Source organism: Pelosinus propionicus DSM 13327, from assembly GCF_900114615.1.
In the GTDB taxonomy this organism is placed as follows: Bacteria; Bacillota; Negativicutes; order DSM-13327; family DSM-13327; genus Pelosinus; species Pelosinus propionicus.
On the sequence record NZ_FOTS01000012.1, the window covers coordinates 89032 to 105720 of the forward strand.

Consider the following 16689-nt stretch of genomic DNA (forward strand, 5'->3'; position numbering starts at 1 on the left):
ATAATTTTGGAAACGATTCATAGACATGTCTTAGAAAATAAAGGTTTTTTGTAAAACAATGTATAAATGATAGATGTAGAACTTTTTAAATGGAGATAAATATATGGAGAAAATCGTCAAGTTTTGGAAGGATGCGGTTTGGTCGAAAATAATTGCTACTGCTATTTGGGAGAATAAAGGAGCTTTAGTTACAATTACAGTAACTATAATAAGCATAACTGTTCCGTGGCTTCGTGAAAATTGGTATATCCCTACAATTAGTATCGCAGTAGTTCTTATCATATTTCTAAGTATAAAAAACAAGTCACTAAAAAAACAAGTTAAGTCGGTAAAAGAAGAGAATGCTAATTTATTGAGGCAGGTGGACAAGCTCAATATACAAGTAGATAGTTTGAATATCCAAAATACAAATCTAATTCAAGAGTCAAGTAATATTAAGAATCAAATAAATAGTACGCCACCCACGGGGTTAGATTGGTTGAAAAAAGAAGACCTTTCATGTTATGAGGGGCTATTTTGGTTTAAAGTAAAAAATAGTATAAAAGGAAGAAAAAGTTACCATCAGGAATTGGAGGATAATCCTCAATTTCGAAAATTATTAAATAATGGTGTTCTTACGAAGATTCAAATTCATGGTTATGAAATAACCCCAGAAATTTTTGATTATTTGGACGACGAGTTCAATAAATTAGATCTGGAACATAGAAAAGAATTAATAAGGTTACTTACATTTACAGGTGGAGAGTTTGACGCATACTTTTTAGCTTAAAGTATATATTGATAAAAATAAAAACAATTTGTAGCAGTTTAAAGATAAAGAGTAGGGGAATTTTATATGAAAGAATTTGAAGATGTTGTGCAGCCGATTACTCCTGAAATTGCCAAGTTACTCACTGATGGAAGTAAAATACTTGATGAAGGACTTAGATATGGAGTATATTTATATGAAATAATCTATGAAAGCAACCACAGTAGAACTAGGGTTGCCGATATGGTATTGGGACTTATGTTCCGTGAAGTTTTAGAAGTTGTTGATGGAATCAACATCTTATTAAAATCTAGTTGTGTTGTGGCTTCAAAACCTTTAGTTAGAACACTATTAGAATTATACGCTCAAATGAAACTCATAATAGAAGGAAATTCTGAGAACAACGCGAGGGCGTACATGGTTTGCCATATTCATTTACAAATAGATACTTTTCAGAAACCTGACAATGAAGGAGTGAGCGAGAAGGAAGAAGATGCAGAAATAATTAAGAATTTGCTTAAGGTGCTACATAGCTCAGAATATAAAGAGATTGATAGTAGATGGATAAAGCTGTATAAGAAAAAGGGTTATCATCCTAATTGGTATAATATTATTGAAAAACCTCGTAAGAGTATAAATGCACTCTTGGAGGCTATTAATGATGATGAAACGTGCAGAATTGTTTACGGATATTTGTCTATGAGTGCTCATGGTTTTACAGCTTTTAATAAACTAGAAGTAGTAGGGGATCAATATGAAATGACTCAGTTAAGACATCCAAACAGTTTTGCTAGTACCACTAATTTTGCGATGATATTACTTTGTGATATTTACCATTGCTTAATAGAGAGATATCTATCCAAGGAAGATGAAGAAAAATTTACAGAATGGTTCGAAGAAAGAATGGTATTGTGCAATGAATTAGCTGCGTATGAAAAGAGTTATTTAAAGTACTAATAAGCCTCAAAAAATACAGTAAAACATACAGTGTCGGTAAAAGGACTACCTGGAACTACTACGATACTGTATAAAATATCAATACAATTTCCCATGGATAAATAAATGGGAACCCTCGTAATCAAAGGTTTCAAAGTGGTCTATATAACTTAGGCATTTAAAGACTATCGTTGATATTGAAGAGGCAGTTCGAGTCGGTCTAACTCCATCATCTAGGAAATACAAGGCTTTCAGCGATATGCTTGAAGCCTTTTTGATTTTCCTGCATATATGATGCACTGTTTTAGTATGCCCTTGTAATAGGGTACGGTGATAATTCTGAGCCTAATGAGGGAACTGTTTCTCAGGTAGCTGTGGCATTATCACTGTGTGCCATGGGTTACTAAGTTCTTAGGATATCCGACCTCCATAAATCGCCTGTGTTGAATTTTAGAGAGTGTGTCCATAGTAAAGTATAGGTGGTTATATTCCGATGTAGCGATGATTTGAAATATTCAAAGGGAAAATAAAGGAAAATGTCAGTTTATGCCTAAGTAATAAGGGTAGATTTGTAAATGGAGGAATATTATATGTTTAGAAAAGCACTTATCATTTTAGGTATCGTTTTCAGCTGTATGTATACAACGGTTTTTGCGGCATCACATGTTGTGATTAATGATGTGGAAACAAAGGAAGTTAAAAACTACATAATTGAAAAACTGGCACTCAGTGGATCTAATTGGATAATTGAACAGGCTAGTGATAACAATTTAGTTTTATTAGCTACAAGAACACAAAATGCAGGTTTATTTGGTCAATATACTTGGTCATACGAAAATAGGTTAGGGTTTGCTTTTGTACAAAAAGATAAGGATGTTATTCTATCTGTTAGTGAAACATGTACCTCTCATGCACCTAATGGAGCGACTACTATTACCCCTGTCGGTACTGCAAATACTGAAATACCTTATTTGCAAAATGTAAAAGGATATTTTAATGGAATGTATCTATTTGGTTTTAACTGTAGTAGCAAAAAAGAAAATGGTGGTTTTCCAATCACGGATATTTCACCATTTGGCGCATTTGAAAAAGAAGGAATAAGGATTGGTGATGTATTAATTGCTGTTAATGATGTTAAGTTAAAGAAAGCTAGGAATAGCGATGCTATTGACGGATTATTCTTTGATAAAACTAGACAAACAACATTGAAGTTTTTAATTAAACGTGGTGAAGTTGAGAAGATCCATAGCATAACATCAGAGTACATGCCACCTGAATTTAAGAAATAAGACAAAAATAATTTTAGTTTCAAGCAATTCATATCGTTTTCTTTAAATATAAACGCTAGTTTGTACATTGTTATAAGTGTATAGGCTAGCGTATTTCTATTTGTAGTTCAGATATTATTTTAAATATTTAAAGGGAAAATAAAGGAATAATGTCAGCTTATGCCTAAGTAATCTTTGTATAATAATGTAAACTGGAGGCAGTACAATGGAAATATTTATTCCTGCTTTATTCCTTGGTCTAATCCCTGGAGTCATAGCAAAATCAAAGGGACGTAGTTTCTTTTCGTGGTACGTGTATGGAGTACTGTTATTCATAGTTGCATTGATTCATTCTATTGTTATTAAGTCTACAGTAGAGCACAAGGAAAAAGAAATGCTTGAAGCTGGCATGAAGAAGTGTCCATTTTGTGCGGAGATGATCAAGCCTGATGCAAAAGTATGTAGATATTGTGGTAGAGATTTAGTTGAAGTAAGAGCAGAGTGATTATTAGTTGTTAGCAAAGTCATGCCTATATTTAAAAAGGAGTTATATTTATGACAAATTATAAGGAAAGCGTAAAAATGATGATTGATACTAATATCTATGATAAACTCTTTGAGGATGATATTAGCAGAGATAGACTTATAGAACAAATCAAAACAGGGAATATAAAATTATATAGCAACAAGATTATTGAAGGCGAGTTAGAAGCAATAGATTTAAATAGGTATCCTGAGAAGACGGATAAGAAAGAGTGGCTATTGAAGTTTCTTAATGAGTTTACAGAAAATGTTGCAACAGAAGTCTTTGCATATGATGTTGTAGGATCGGGCTATGACGAATCTAAGTGGATATCTTCTGAGAATGAAAAATTATACTCGAACATTAAACCAGATGGCGATCCTAAAAATGATATAAAAGATCGAATAATTGCACTAACTGCAAATGCTGATGTTGATATATTAGTTACAAATGATCACATTAAACAGAGCGTAGAAGAAGTAATATCCATTAAAGTGCTAGACTATAAAAATTTTATTGATTACATTAATAATATAAGGTAATCTGAGTTTTAAACATATAGACCCTTGTCTTTTTCTGCAGAAATATATATAATAGCCTTAAGGAAGGCGGTGGAATTTTATGAAAAGAAAGGAAGACTTAGTTAATAATGGAGATGTAGCAGCCAAAAAGAAGAAAACCAAAAGCCGGCAGAATGGCGAGGGTACAATCTATGACAAGGTAGTCAAGAAGAAACGTAAGAATGGCGAAGAGTATGAGCTAAAGTATGTCGAAGCTCAAATAATGATCAATAACAAAAGGTGCACCAAGACCTTCAAAGGTAAAAGAGAAGCCTCTGCATGGCTACAAAAGAAACGTGAAGAAGCCAGCAAAGGAATATACATAGTATCGAACAAGGTGAAATTCAAAGAGTTCGCTGATACATGGCTAAAGGATAAGGAGATTGAAGGTAAAAAAGAAACAACATTGTCAGGTTGGAGATTATACCTGGATAATCATATATTGCCTTCATTGGGTTCTATAGCATTGAAGGATATAACCACAGAAAAACTAAATAGTTTCTATAGTGAAAAGATGGGAACTAATTCTCAAAGAAAAAGAGATAGCAAAACTGAAGAAAAGAAGAATGAACCAATCAGCCCAAATACAGTAATACATTTCCATCGTATAATCCATAATATCCTGAATCATGCTATAAAACATAGGATACTAGCCTATAATCCTGCTACTGCTTGTAGTAAGCCCAAAGCAGTAAAACCACAGATTAATATTCTAACTGTCGAAGAGGTTGTGAAACTACTAGAAACAGCTAGGCTATATAATATCAAGAAGAACGGTGAAATTAACGAAAAAGTGAATCAAAGCTATTATCCTGCATTGGTAGTCGCTGTGTACACTGGACTTAGGCGTAGTGAACTAATGGGACTTAAATGGAAGTATGTTGATTTAGATAATGGTATACTAACCATTACAGAAACGTTATTACAAATTACTGGTAAGAAAGCCTACCAAGAAGATGACACTAAAACATACGCAGGTAAACGAACAATAGCAGTACCATCCGAAGTTATTGAGATTTTAAGTAAACATAAGGAATACATGGGTGATACCGAATATGTATTCTGCAATAATAAAAGGGGAACGCCAGACCCACATAACTTTAATAGATTCTTTGAGAAATTACTGGTGAAGGCTGGCATAGAAAAACATGTAAGGATACATGACCTTCGTCATACAAATGTTTCTATGATGGTTCTACAGGGCGTCAATCCCAAAGATATATCCAAGCGAATAGGTCACTCCTCGTATTCCTTCACAATGCAGACCTATGCACACATAATGCCTGAGACAGATATGAAAACCGCTGAAAAACTATCTGAATTACTACAGAAATCCACGGAAAAACCTACGGAAATAAAGGGTTAATAAGTATAAAAAGTTTCTGCAAAGTTTCTGCTACGCCACCGAATTTAACCAAGAAAACCTAGTGTGATGAATAACAACGACAAGTGGAATATTGTACTGTAAATGTGATTAATCCAGTAATATCAATGGCTAATGGGGAATATAAGGGTTCGTGAAAATGTCTAAAAATATCGCCCATCACACTTCTAAGCCGTGGGTCGCACGTTCGAATCGTGCCAGGCACACCATGAAATGTTTAAGCTTGCATACATTTATGCAAGCTTTTTTAGTGTATAAATGTGTAAATCAAGATGTAAAAGAGTAAAGTTAAAAACTAAATTTAATTAGACTTCCATATTAGAAGGTCATATTTCTTTTATCGAGTGGTCATAATAACTATATCTGTAAATGAAAGTTTGATCATGCTGTTAAAAGTATTTTTTAATGCTTATAATAAGTTGCTTTATATGCAAATGCAGATTAATAGCTAGCAGGGAGGGACTTGTAGTGGATAACAAAATTAATAGATATAAAAACAATGATAAAGTATCTTTTGAGAAGCGAACATTATTTGGAAGCTCTTTAGTGAAAGGGGTTATTGTTAGTTATCGATTTCTTAATTACAATTGGATATATTTAGTTGAATGCGGTGATGATAAAAAATTGATTGTTGTTCCAGAAGATGAACTTTGGTTATTAGAAGAGAGCAGTGATGAATAATAGTTGAGAAGTCGTTATGCTTTAAATTTCACAACTGAATATAATGAAGTAAAAATAAGAATTAATGAGCGATACTGCTCGATTGTACTCTATTGATTTTATTTTGAATATTCTATATAATGTTAGTACATTTATTAAGCTTATAGTACAAGAGATGTATGTTGAATTTGATATTTTATCCTTAGATATATCTTTAGATCTTAGTAATCTATATAGATAAAGAAAGGAAGGTGGAGTCTGTATAGAAGGCTCTGCCTTTTTGTTTAAACGAAGCATAGCAAAGACGGCAGCATGTCGATTTTACAAGGTTTTATAGGGGAAGATATTATATCGAAACATTAGGAGGTACTATTATGAGAATACTAGGGTCCATTATCGTCTTGTTGGTATTAGTATGCAATCAGGCTTTTGCCATAGCCCTTATTAATCGAGAAGAAATTAAAGCAGCGCAGCAATATGGTGAGAAGCATGCTAACATGGAATGGGAAGCGTTTTTAATGCCATGGATTTCTTATGAAGAGAAAACCCCACGACTTAACGAATTTTCTGAGAAAGCGTACCTATATACAAAGTTTTTATTATTGGCTACAGATGCAAGAGAGAAGAGTCTAAGAGGAGTAAGCCCTCAGTTAGAGGATAGTGAAGATATATTAACAAATTATAATGGTTATCTTACCTTCAGTGTGACGTTGTATGGTTCGCAAGAAAAGTTTGGGCAGAATGCTATTGCTAGTTTAAAACAAGGTGATGCTTCCATTCAGGCGTATCAGATTGTCATACCCCCTATGGCAGAAAAAATGGCAAAGAGTATTGAGAAACCTACATATAGATTACAATGCTATATATATTTTTTAGAAAAAAAGATAGCAATTGATAAACCGGTTATATTATCAATTACTACAAAAGATAAACGGGAGCATAATTTCTATTTTGATTTTGCGCAGGTGAGATAAAATCTAAAAAATTAAATAGATAAATGAATGATGTAATTGATTGTGAAGCACGTAATGTTATGCGACGGAGGGAATAGTATGGATACTACAATTCTAGAAGTGGATTTAGATAAAATTATATATAATACCTCTCAAGTCGTTGCACGATGCCATCGTTTGGGAATCTCAGTATTGGGAGTAACTAAAGGATTTAGCGCAATGCATCAGATCGTTTCAGCTATGGTAGAAGGAGGGGTTGATGGATTAGCGGATGCTAGACTTGAAAACATCATAGAGCTTCGCAAACGAAACTTTAATCAGGAAATAACCTTATTGAGGCTTCCGAGATTAAGTAATATTGAAACAATTGTTCAGTACGCCGATATAAGCATTAATTCGGAAATGGCAGTAATCCAAGCTCTATCGGAGACTGCCAAAAGGGTTGGAAAGAAACACAATATAATTTTAATGGTAGATGTAGGAGATCTTAGGGAAGGATTGATGATTGATCAAGTTCTTGATGCCGTGATACAAATTTCAAGTCTAAGCGGAGTACATTTATTAGGCTTGGGAACTAATATGGGGTGTTTTGGTGGAATTTTGCCGAGTCCGGAGAATTTAGGGGTTTTAGTTACTTTAGCTAATGCAATAGAGAAAAAAATCGGAATAGCGCTAGAAGTGATTTCTGGTGGTGGAACTTCCAGTTTATCATTAGTAGAGAAGAACAATGTTCCGTTGGGAATTAATCAATTGCGTATTGGTGAGGGAATTTTGTTAGGTACGGATACCACCCATAATCGCAGAATACCTTGGCTGTTACAGGATGCTTTTCTTCTTAGAGCTGAGGTGATTGAAGTAAAATGTAAACCTTCTGTACCGACTGGAGATATTGGTAGAGACGCATTTGGGAATATACCTCAATTTATTGATAAAGGAGTTCGAAATCGAGCAATTTTAGCTTTAGGAAAACAAGATGTGGATGTAGAAGGTATATTTCCAGTAGAAAAAAGTATTAAAATTATAGGGGCAAGTAGTGACCATTTAATTCTTGACATTACAGAATGTGAAAAGGAAATAAAGGTAGGAGACGATGTTGAATTTTCCTTATCTTATTCTGGATTGCTTTCGGTGAGTGATTCTAGTTATGTAACAAAGAAATTTAAAAGAGGGATAGTATGATTGAATTAGTAAAAAATGTTGAGCCAGATTTAGTTAAGCGGCTAGTAGAGTTAGAAATAAGCGCTTTTGATGATGGTGGGTTGAATAAATGGCATTTGGTTCCACTTATAAGGCATGGACGTGTTTTTATTATTCGCAAGGATCAGGAGGTTGTTGGTTTGATCCAATATATGCTGGATTGGGATTGTCCTCAAAGAGCATATATGGTTGGTGTATCTACGGATAAAAATTTTCGGGGGAAAGGGTTAGGAACCAGATTGATTGAAGAAAGTTTTAAGAGTTTGTATCGAGAAGATATTACAGAAATTGAATTAACAGTCGATCCGAAGAATGCTGCAGCTGTTGCAATATATGAAAAAAAGTTGGGATTTCAAATTATAGAACTGAGAGAGAATGAATATGGACCAGGCGAAAATAGGCTGATAATGAAACTGCAGCTTGACAATTTTATGCAGAAATTGTAGATAATAAAAAAGTATTGACATAACAGATTAAAACCATTATACTATTTAAGTAAGGTAATTGAACAATGACTCCGTAGCCCAGCTGGATAGAGCGCTTGACTACGAATCAAGAGGTCGCAGGTTCGAATCCTGCCGGGGTCACCATTAGGTATTTGAAGGTTTTACGAATTTTTCGTAAAGCTTTTTTGTTTTATACGACTGAAATGTGTGGCGGAGATTAGAATGCTTCTTTGATTAGGTTTATTTTGGCCGTGGACTGGTCGAATTCGGCTAGGATAAGGAATTCTTATGAAAGATAATTAGTTTAGTCTTAAGACTTTCCTTTAAGATTTTATTTTAATTATGGTATTCACTAGAAAAATGAGTGATAATTGTGAATTGAATAATAATTGTCGTTGCTTTTTGTAGTTTTACAGAAGTTGGTATGTTATAATAACGAGCAATATCAAATTTTGTAAGCAATCTTCTTTTTTTATAAGAATAGGCAGGAAATGGGAAAAAAAGTTAGAATAGTAGTAGTGGTTATAAAGCTCTCATTGCATAGAAGAAAGAAGAGCTATTGTTAAATAAGTAGAATGTAGAGAGGGGATTATTATGTTTAAGGGAAATAGTTTAAGAACCAAGTTGATTATATTCTTTATATTATTTGCTGTTATTCCTGCGGCAATTGGTGGAGCAATCAGTATTTATAAAAGCGTAATAACGACGAAAGAGGCAGTGATACATAGCAATAATAATACCGCTTCCCAAATTGCCAAACAAATTGAAATTATGTTAGATGACTCTATAGGGATGACTGAGGGGTTGGCCGCAAGTCCGACAGCACGTTCTCTAGACGGGATTGCCTTACGTGATATGATTATAAATTTCCAACAAAAAAACCCTCAATTTGAATTGATCTATGTAATGGATGCAAGTGGTATGCAAGTTGCAAGAACAGCTGGTACGTTAGCAAATCGTGCAGATAGGCCTTATTTTAAAGAAGCGATGAAGGGAAGTACTTTTTTTACTGATATTTACATATCTTCTTTTACAAATGCTCCAAGTATAACGATTTCTGTTCCCATTAAGAGTCCTACAGGAACAGTTCTAGGTGTATTTGCTGCAGATATTGGCTTGCAAAGCCTCTGGGCAATTGCTGATAATGTTAAGGTAGGTAAAAATGGATATGTTGAAATTGTTGATCACAATGGTGTCGTGATTGCTTATCCGGATCATGAAAAGGTACTAAAAAAGGAAAGCTTTGCAGCAGTTGAATATGTAAAAAAAGTAATAGAAGGTCAAACTGGAACAATAGAAGCTGTTTCTAGTCGTGGTGACAAGACGATTAGTGCTTTTATACCAGTAGCTAAGTATCAATGGGGCGTTATTGTAAATGAACCGCTTAAAGATGTTTATGATGGAGCGATCACAGCATCCTATATTATAATTGGAATTTTACTTATTTCTTTGATATTAGCTGCAGTTACAGCATTTTATATAGCTCGTAGCATCGTTACTCCGCTGCAGAAAGTAGTTCATTCTGTTGAATTAGTAGCCGGAGGAGACTTATCGCATACTTTAGTTGCCGATGGAGTTTTAGAAGTAAATCAGTTGGTGCAAGGTGTAAATCAAATGACAGTTGCTTTACGAAAAATTATTCTGCATGCAGCTTCCGTTGCTGAATCTGTAGCTGCTTCTGCCGAAGAGTTAACGGCATCAGCTACAGAAGTGGGAAGAGCTTCGGAAGAAGTTACGGCCACAATTCAGGATGTGGCGCAAAGTGCTACGACTCAAGTTCGGTTGTCGGATGAATCCTCTACTATAATGATAGAAATGCAAGCGGGTATTGCGGATGCAGTCCAAGCGGCCTGTGAAGTGGCTGGCGTTTCAGAGAGAAGTGAACAGTCAGCTGAAGGTGGATTAAAACAAGTCAATCAGGCTGTACAGTTGATGAATAATATTCGTCAAGATGTGGGGAATGCAGCAGAAAAAATAAATATTCTTGGTGAAAAGTCAAGGCAGATTGGACAAATCGTTGAAGTAATTACAAATATTGCAGGACAAACGAATCTGTTGGCGTTAAATGCTGCGATTGAAGCTGCAAGAGCTGGAGAACAAGGACGAGGTTTTGCAGTGGTAGCGGATGAAGTGCGAAAATTAGCTGAACAATCGCAGGAAGCAGCAAAAGAAATTGCTGAGATTATCGGTGCAATCCAAAGTGAGACAGTACAAGCGGTAGATGCAATGGATAAAGGAAGTAAAGAGGTAGGAGAAGGCGTTAAAGTGGTCTCTGCTTCAAAAGTAGCATTTGAGGAAATTTACGTAGATGTAAAGGAAATGAGAAGGCAAGTAGACAGTATTTTAGCATTAATGGATTCGCAGTTAACTGGAAGTGGACAAGTTGGTCAATCGATTACTGGTATTGCAGATGCATCAAGAACGAATGCTGCGAGCTCTCAAGAAGTTGCAGCAGCTAGTGAAGAACAAAATGCTTCTGTGCATGAAATCGTAACAGCTGTTTCTGGTTTAGCAACCATGGCTAGTGAACTGCAAGAAGTTGTTCATAAATTTAAAGTATAAAATTGGCAAGGTACGATGCTTCTATTATGTCGCATTGTACCTTTATCTTATTAATCCATTTTTTATAAGAGATTGCAAGATAAAGCTTATTTTTTAAAAAAAATATAGTAAACATGAGAAATAAAGAGAAAAGAAGAGAAATAGGATAATTTATTAATATAATCAAATAAAATAACCTAATGTAACAATTGTATATCTATAAATGATTTGATATACTAATGAAGTTGTTGAGAGGCGATAAGCGAGTTAACTGATTAAAAGAAAAAAACTTTTAAAAAGTGCTTGACATAACAAGGTAGACATGATACAATAAATCTTGTCGCTAGGGGATGTTAAGAGGAAATATCGCAGATATATGGTGGCTGTGGTGAAGCGGTCAACACGGCGGATTGTGGTTCCGTTATTCGAGGGTTCGATCCCCTTCAGCCACCCCATTCATTAACTCTAGTAACAATATAGGGGTATAGCCAAGTTGGTAAGGCACGGGACTTTGACTCCCGCACGCGTTGGTTCGAGTCCAGCTACCCCTGCCATTATGGTTCACTAGCTCAGTTGGTAGAGCACCTGACTTTTAATCAGGGTGTCCCGCGTTCGAGCCGCGGGTGAGCCACCATTTAACTTAATTATGCGGGAGTGGCGGAATGGCAGACGCACCAGACTTAGGATCTGGCGCCGCAAGGTGTAGGAGTTCAAGTCTCCTCTCCCGCACCATTCAAAGATGTAAGGCTTCAGAATTTTCTGGAGTCTTTTTTTGTGTAGACGATCTGCGTATTTTATACCTCTACACCCTTTAGAGTGCCTGTATCGTATTTCTGCTAACATAAAAGGAGACAAATCATAACTGTAAGGTAATGATTTGTCTCCTTTTATGTAGTGTATAGTATTAGGATTGTGTATTATACATACCGTGGCTTTGCATGTATTGGAAGATCCCTTGACCATGTCCTTGTTCTTCTTTTTGTATGTGGTTGAGAGCTTGACGTACATTGGGATCAGCAAATTCGAAGATTGCTGTATCATAAGCTCCAGAAACGAATTTTTCAGTCATTAGCATATCCGTACAGAGAGTGCTATCGTTTTTATTGGCAACAGCTCCTTGTGAGGATGATGGAGTTGTTGTTGAGGTACTTTGGCTGGATTGCTGATTTTGTTGTGAAGTCATGTTGGGAATTTGACCGTTTAACATTTGGTTTACAGTGTTTAGATGCTGCTGTTCTTGTCCGGCATAGGAGTTAAATAACTGTTTTAGAGTAGGGTCTTGGGCTTGGTTTGCATAGGATTGGTATTTTTCTATACAAATTTGCTCATGCTTCTTTTGATCTTCTAACAAAGATTTTTCTTTTGGGGTTAATTGCAGTGTCATATATATCACCTCCTTTTAGTATTTTGTTTCAAAACTTCAATTTTATTCATAGTTGCAAAAAGTAAGGAAAACTATAAAAAGACACAGAGAGTACAACGAATATATATATATTCGTTGTACTCTCTGTGGTACTTAATAATGCGTATCTGTTTTGATGCCGTACTATTTGTTTAAGATCTATATTTATTTTTGCAAATGGAATGGAATAGTAGTTACGATAACATTTTCTCTTAAAATTAATAGTGTGCGAAGTATCCAACCTGTTTGGTTGTGTAATAAGCGATGCCACCATTTTTTTGTTTGAAACTCAGGAATTAGAATTGTAATATAATCTTCTGGATTTTTTTGACGTTCCAAATTGATAATGTAGTCTAGTATGGGCTGGATTACCAAACGATAAGGAGAATATACAGTTACAAGTTCAATTCCAGGATTCCAGCCGCGCCATTTGTCTTCTACTTTTCTTCCGATTTCCTCGTCTGTTGCAATGTGCAGTGCTACTACGTCGTTGCTAATACTTTTAGCATACTTAAGTGTTTCAGCTACAACACTGGTGGGGGTTGCGATGGGGACGATTACTACATTTCTGCCTGTTTTTAGATTAGCTTTAATATTTGGATTGAAATCTTCTAGGGGGAGATGTAATTGATCGGCCATATCATTATAATGAGAGCGAATTTTTTTAAAAATACAAATCATAATGGGAATAAATATTAAGACAAGCCACGCGCCATAAAAAAACTTAGTAATAGCAATAATTAAGACAACGATTCCGGTAACGGTGGCACCTATGGTATTCACTGTAGCGCGTAGATGCCAACCACGAGTTCTTTCTTTTTTCCAATGCACCACCATGCCTATTTGCGCAATCGTAAAGGAAAGAAAAACACCAATAGCATATAATGAGATCAAATGTTCTGTATTTCCTTGATAAATTAGGATTAAAATACCAGCAACAATACTAAGTAGCACAATTCCATTAGAGAAATTTAACCGTTCTCCTCTTACTCCCAGATAACGCGGCATATAGCCGTCTCTAGCAAGGATAGATAATAAAAGAGGCAATCCGTTGAAAGAAGTGTTGGCAGCCAGATAGAGGACTAACATAGTGGTAATTTGTATATAATAATATGCCCAGCCACGACCAAAAGTGAGTTCGGCAATTTGGGATAAGGCTGTTATATCGTGTAAAGGCAAAATGTGAAAATGCATAGTTAAAAATGAAGTGCCAATAAACATGATGCCAAGGATTCCTGACATCCAATAAGTAGTGATTGTAGCATTGCGTGCTCCTGGAGAACGGAACATGGGAACACCATTAGAAATTGCTTCAAGTCCTGTCATGGAACTACAGCCATTTGCAAAGGCTCGAAGAACAAGAACCAGAATCGTCCAATCCATTTGTTTTTCGAGTGATGCAGGAGGGAAAATAGGTGCTTGATTCGTAAGTGATTGATAAATTCCTGTACCAATTAATGCGATAATGCCAAGGATGAAACCGTAGGTAGGAAATACAAATGCGGTGGAAGATTCGCGGATGCCGCGTAAATTTACTAACATTAGGACTCCAAAAAGAATAAATAAATCCATTGCAACTTCGTGTTGAGCAAAATTGGGGAAAGCTGAGATAATAGCAGCAGTTCCGGCAGAGACGCTTACAGCAACCGTAAGTGTATAATCCGCAAACAAGGCAGCTGCTGCGGTGAGCGCTGGCATTTCTCCTAAATTCGTAATGGCAACAGAATACGAACCTCCGCCTCCCGGATTAACCTTAGCTACTTGTACATACGAAATGGTAACGATCGCCAAGAGGGCAAGAATAGCCAGAGATATAGGTGCCAAATAGCCGTAAGCTAACATACCAGGAAGAGTTAGCATGAGCATAATTTGTTCTGGGCCGTAAGCTACAGAGGATAAGGCATCAGAAGAAAAAATGGACAGAGCCTTCCATTTTGGAAGTTTTTCATTATGTATCTCTTGATTGTGTAATGGTTTGCCAATAAGGATTCGTCGAACGAATCGCATCATAGTTGAATCTACCTCCGATATTTATTGTGAAATGTGTTTTATCCGATGACTACTAAACCGCTTTAAGAATCCCGTCTTCTATAAACGGGAGCTAAAGCGGCTAAGTCCAAAGGATAAGTGCGAATAATAATGCCATAAGATTCTTGATTGTAGCTGGCTGAGGGATGATAGGCTATTTGGCATAGAATCAATTATACAGTAGTTATAGTAAAAGGAAAGGACGATTTTGAACCATTTAGTAATAAATAACAATAATTTATACCAAATAAAATAGCTATCATCAATATCCTTGAGATTAAGACTATTTTCTTTTGTTTAGCTCTATTTACAACAATTATGATGCAAATAGGGCAGTAAAATGTAGAAAAAGTTCTAAATATCTAAATTTAAAGGCACCGGAGGTATCCAGTGCCTTTAAAGTGTATATGCTTAAGGGAGTGGGAAAGCTTTGCTAAGAAGTTCTAATCGCGACGAGGCCAGCAAGAATTTGGATTGCAAGGACGGGGCCAGCATTGCTGACGAGGCCAGCATTGCTGACGGGGCCAGCATTGTTGACGAGGCCAGCATTGCTGACGAGGCCAGCATTGTTGACGAGGCCAGCACTGCTGCTGACGGGGCCAACAAGAAGATGACGGACCGCACCCTATAATAACAACTCGTTCATCATCGTCATCATCATCCCACTCAGACATTTCTGGTCGATCCCATTTAGGTCTTTGTTCATTATCATAGAAATCATCATCATCATCGTCATAATACATATGCATATTCTCCTTTTTAAATTAATGATATTCGCTATATCTAGGTTACCACTCGCCGGTATAAGGGTTATAAGAGCAGGCAGCAGGAGGGGCCAGCCATGACTTATTAGGATCGTTGCCTTGAGCTAACGGACGACAATCCGTGCAAGCATAGCGATATTCACAATCCTTACATTTTTCAATTTGATTTTTATTCGTGTGCCAGCATTGTTGTAATGGCGAATCTGTAAGTACCTCAGCTAATGAATGTGTGAGAATATTGCCGCATACTTGATTTCTTGCAAAGATGCAAGGTATGATATCACCTGTGGAGGTAATCGCAAGTTTTCCTGCCAGGCATTGGCAGTAAGTTTGAGAAGCCATAAAAGAAGTTTCATCGGTGTAAAAAGGTGGCTTAATAGGCGGCTTGGTATAAGTAGTTGGAAGTAAATGCTGATCGTCCCCTCTGCCGGTGGGGCGAATCACATCGGGATATGCATCAGGCATACCCAATTCTTCATATAACTTAAGGATATTAGGCACTTCATGTTCATTAGCTTTCATAATAATAGAAGCGATGCGCAAAGGAATCTTGGCTTCTAGTAGTTTCTTGATAGCATTCATGGTTTTTGTAAAACTATTAGGATGCAAGGTCACGCTGTCATGGACGGAGGCGTTATTAGCATAAATAGTTGTGGCGATGCTTACATTATATTGCTTAAAGAAATCGATACAGTCATCATCAACTAATGTAGCATTTGTAAAGATTTCGATGTAGTCATAACCGATTTCATAAGCTTTGATGACTAAGTCACGCCATTTTGGATATAGTAATGGCTCACCGCCAATGAATTGAATATCGGTAGCTCCTGCTGCTTTTGCCTCTTCTATTAAGGAAAGCCAGCGGTGATGAGGTACGAGATCTAATTCCTTGCGTGAAGGACCGCTTTCAGAGTAACAGTGCAAACACTTGCTGTTGCAGGCTGCTGTTAGTTCTAACCACAGAAACTCAAGTTTGACGGGGGAGTCTGGCAAGGAGCGCTCTGGCAAAGATGCGGAAGATGTTTCGTCAAAGAATCCTAAATCTTTTTGTTCTAATTTATTTAAGAAAGTCATGTATTGAGTGCTTTCGCTAGAAGACATATCCCAAAGATCTTCCAATGCGTTGTTCTGGCAGGCACTGAGTAGCCCGGCTGCACTTTGGTTAATGGAATGAACCTTTCCTGTTTTAAAGTCGTAGATTGCAGCACGAGTAGCACCTTTTACTAATTTGCAGTGTTTTTGTAAGTTATAATACAACAGATCAGCCTCCTTTTATGGA

15 protein-coding genes and 5 tRNA genes are annotated in these 16689 nt (G+C 36.2%); 16 read left to right on the forward strand and 4 right to left on the reverse strand.

Going from position 1 to position 16689, the window contains the following annotated elements:
- The first annotated feature begins 103 nt into the window (after positions 1-103).
- The 16 genes from BMZ99_RS08350 to BMZ99_RS08425 all read left to right on the forward strand — a co-directional run bounded on the left by BMZ99_RS08350 (position 104) and on the right by BMZ99_RS08425 (position 11948).
- Entirely contained in the window at positions 104-769 is a 666-nt protein-coding gene (locus BMZ99_RS08350) for a hypothetical protein (protein ID WP_090935234.1), read from the forward strand.
- A gap of 66 nt (positions 770-835) precedes the next feature.
- Positions 836-1705, forward strand: a complete 870-nt coding sequence (locus BMZ99_RS08355; RefSeq protein WP_090935237.1) for a DUF5677 domain-containing protein — start codon at positions 836-838, stop codon at positions 1703-1705.
- 569 nt (positions 1706-2274) lie between these two features.
- On the forward strand, positions 2275-2973 hold the full coding sequence (locus BMZ99_RS08360; protein ID WP_175490502.1) for a PDZ domain-containing protein: 699 nt from the start codon (positions 2275-2277) through the stop codon (positions 2971-2973).
- 205 nt (positions 2974-3178) lie between these two features.
- Entirely contained in the window at positions 3179-3457 is a 279-nt protein-coding gene (locus tag BMZ99_RS08365; protein WP_090935244.1) for a zinc ribbon domain-containing protein, read from the forward strand.
- A 50-nt stretch (positions 3458-3507) separates the two neighbouring features.
- Positions 3508-4017, forward strand: a complete 510-nt coding sequence (locus BMZ99_RS08370; RefSeq protein WP_090935247.1) for a hypothetical protein — start codon at positions 3508-3510, stop codon at positions 4015-4017.
- A 79-nt stretch (positions 4018-4096) separates the two neighbouring features.
- On the forward strand, positions 4097-5401 hold the full coding sequence (locus BMZ99_RS08375; protein ID WP_090935250.1) for a tyrosine-type recombinase/integrase: 1305 nt from the start codon (positions 4097-4099) through the stop codon (positions 5399-5401).
- Positions 5402-5887: 486 nt separating this feature from the next.
- Positions 5888-6100, forward strand: coding sequence for a hypothetical protein (locus BMZ99_RS08380; RefSeq protein ID WP_090935253.1), 213 nt, complete (start codon positions 5888-5890; stop codon positions 6098-6100).
- A gap of 353 nt (positions 6101-6453) precedes the next feature.
- A complete protein-coding gene (locus BMZ99_RS08385) occupies positions 6454-7053 on the forward strand; it encodes a hypothetical protein (protein ID WP_090935256.1) in 600 nt (199 codons plus the stop codon).
- Between the two features lie 78 nt (positions 7054-7131).
- Positions 7132-8211, forward strand: a complete 1080-nt coding sequence (locus BMZ99_RS08390) for an alanine/ornithine racemase family PLP-dependent enzyme (RefSeq protein ID WP_090935259.1) — start codon at positions 7132-7134, stop codon at positions 8209-8211.
- Positions 8208-8675: a GNAT family N-acetyltransferase gene (locus BMZ99_RS08395; protein WP_090935262.1), complete on the forward strand. Its 468-nt coding sequence runs from the start codon at positions 8208-8210 to the stop codon at positions 8673-8675. The genes BMZ99_RS08390 and BMZ99_RS08395 overlap by 4 nt, the downstream gene beginning before the upstream one ends.
- A 67-nt stretch (positions 8676-8742) precedes the next feature.
- Positions 8743-8819, forward strand: a tRNA-Arg gene (locus tag BMZ99_RS08400).
- Between the two features lie 450 nt (positions 8820-9269).
- A complete protein-coding gene (locus BMZ99_RS08405) occupies positions 9270-11237 on the forward strand; it encodes a methyl-accepting chemotaxis protein (RefSeq protein WP_090935265.1) in 1968 nt (655 codons plus the stop codon).
- 358 nt (positions 11238-11595) lie between these two features.
- Positions 11596-11671 (forward strand) — tRNA-His (locus BMZ99_RS08410).
- 23 nt (positions 11672-11694) lie between these two features.
- A tRNA-Gln gene (locus BMZ99_RS08415) sits at positions 11695-11770 on the forward strand.
- Between the two features lie 4 nt (positions 11771-11774).
- Positions 11775-11850, forward strand: a tRNA-Lys gene (locus BMZ99_RS08420).
- Positions 11851-11864: 14 nt separating this feature from the next.
- Positions 11865-11948 (forward strand) — tRNA-Leu (locus tag BMZ99_RS08425).
- A 172-nt stretch (positions 11949-12120) separates the two neighbouring features.
- Here BMZ99_RS08425 and BMZ99_RS08430 read toward each other — a convergent pair.
- From BMZ99_RS08430 to BMZ99_RS08445, 4 genes are all read right to left on the reverse strand, one after another.
- Complete coding sequence (locus BMZ99_RS08430) at positions 12121-12600, reverse strand: spore coat protein (protein WP_090935268.1); 480 nt, start codon at positions 12598-12600, stop codon at positions 12121-12123.
- Between the two features lie 183 nt (positions 12601-12783).
- Positions 12784-14628: an APC family permease gene (locus BMZ99_RS08435; protein WP_090935270.1), complete on the reverse strand. Its 1845-nt coding sequence runs from the start codon at positions 14626-14628 to the stop codon at positions 12784-12786.
- A 461-nt stretch (positions 14629-15089) separates the two neighbouring features.
- On the reverse strand, positions 15090-15389 hold the full coding sequence (locus tag BMZ99_RS26975) for a hypothetical protein (protein ID WP_090935273.1): 300 nt from the start codon (positions 15387-15389) through the stop codon (positions 15090-15092).
- A gap of 45 nt (positions 15390-15434) precedes the next feature.
- Positions 15435-16667, reverse strand: coding sequence for a radical SAM/SPASM domain-containing protein (locus BMZ99_RS08445; RefSeq protein WP_090935276.1), 1233 nt, complete (start codon positions 16665-16667; stop codon positions 15435-15437).
- Positions 16668-16689: the final 22 nt, after the last annotated feature.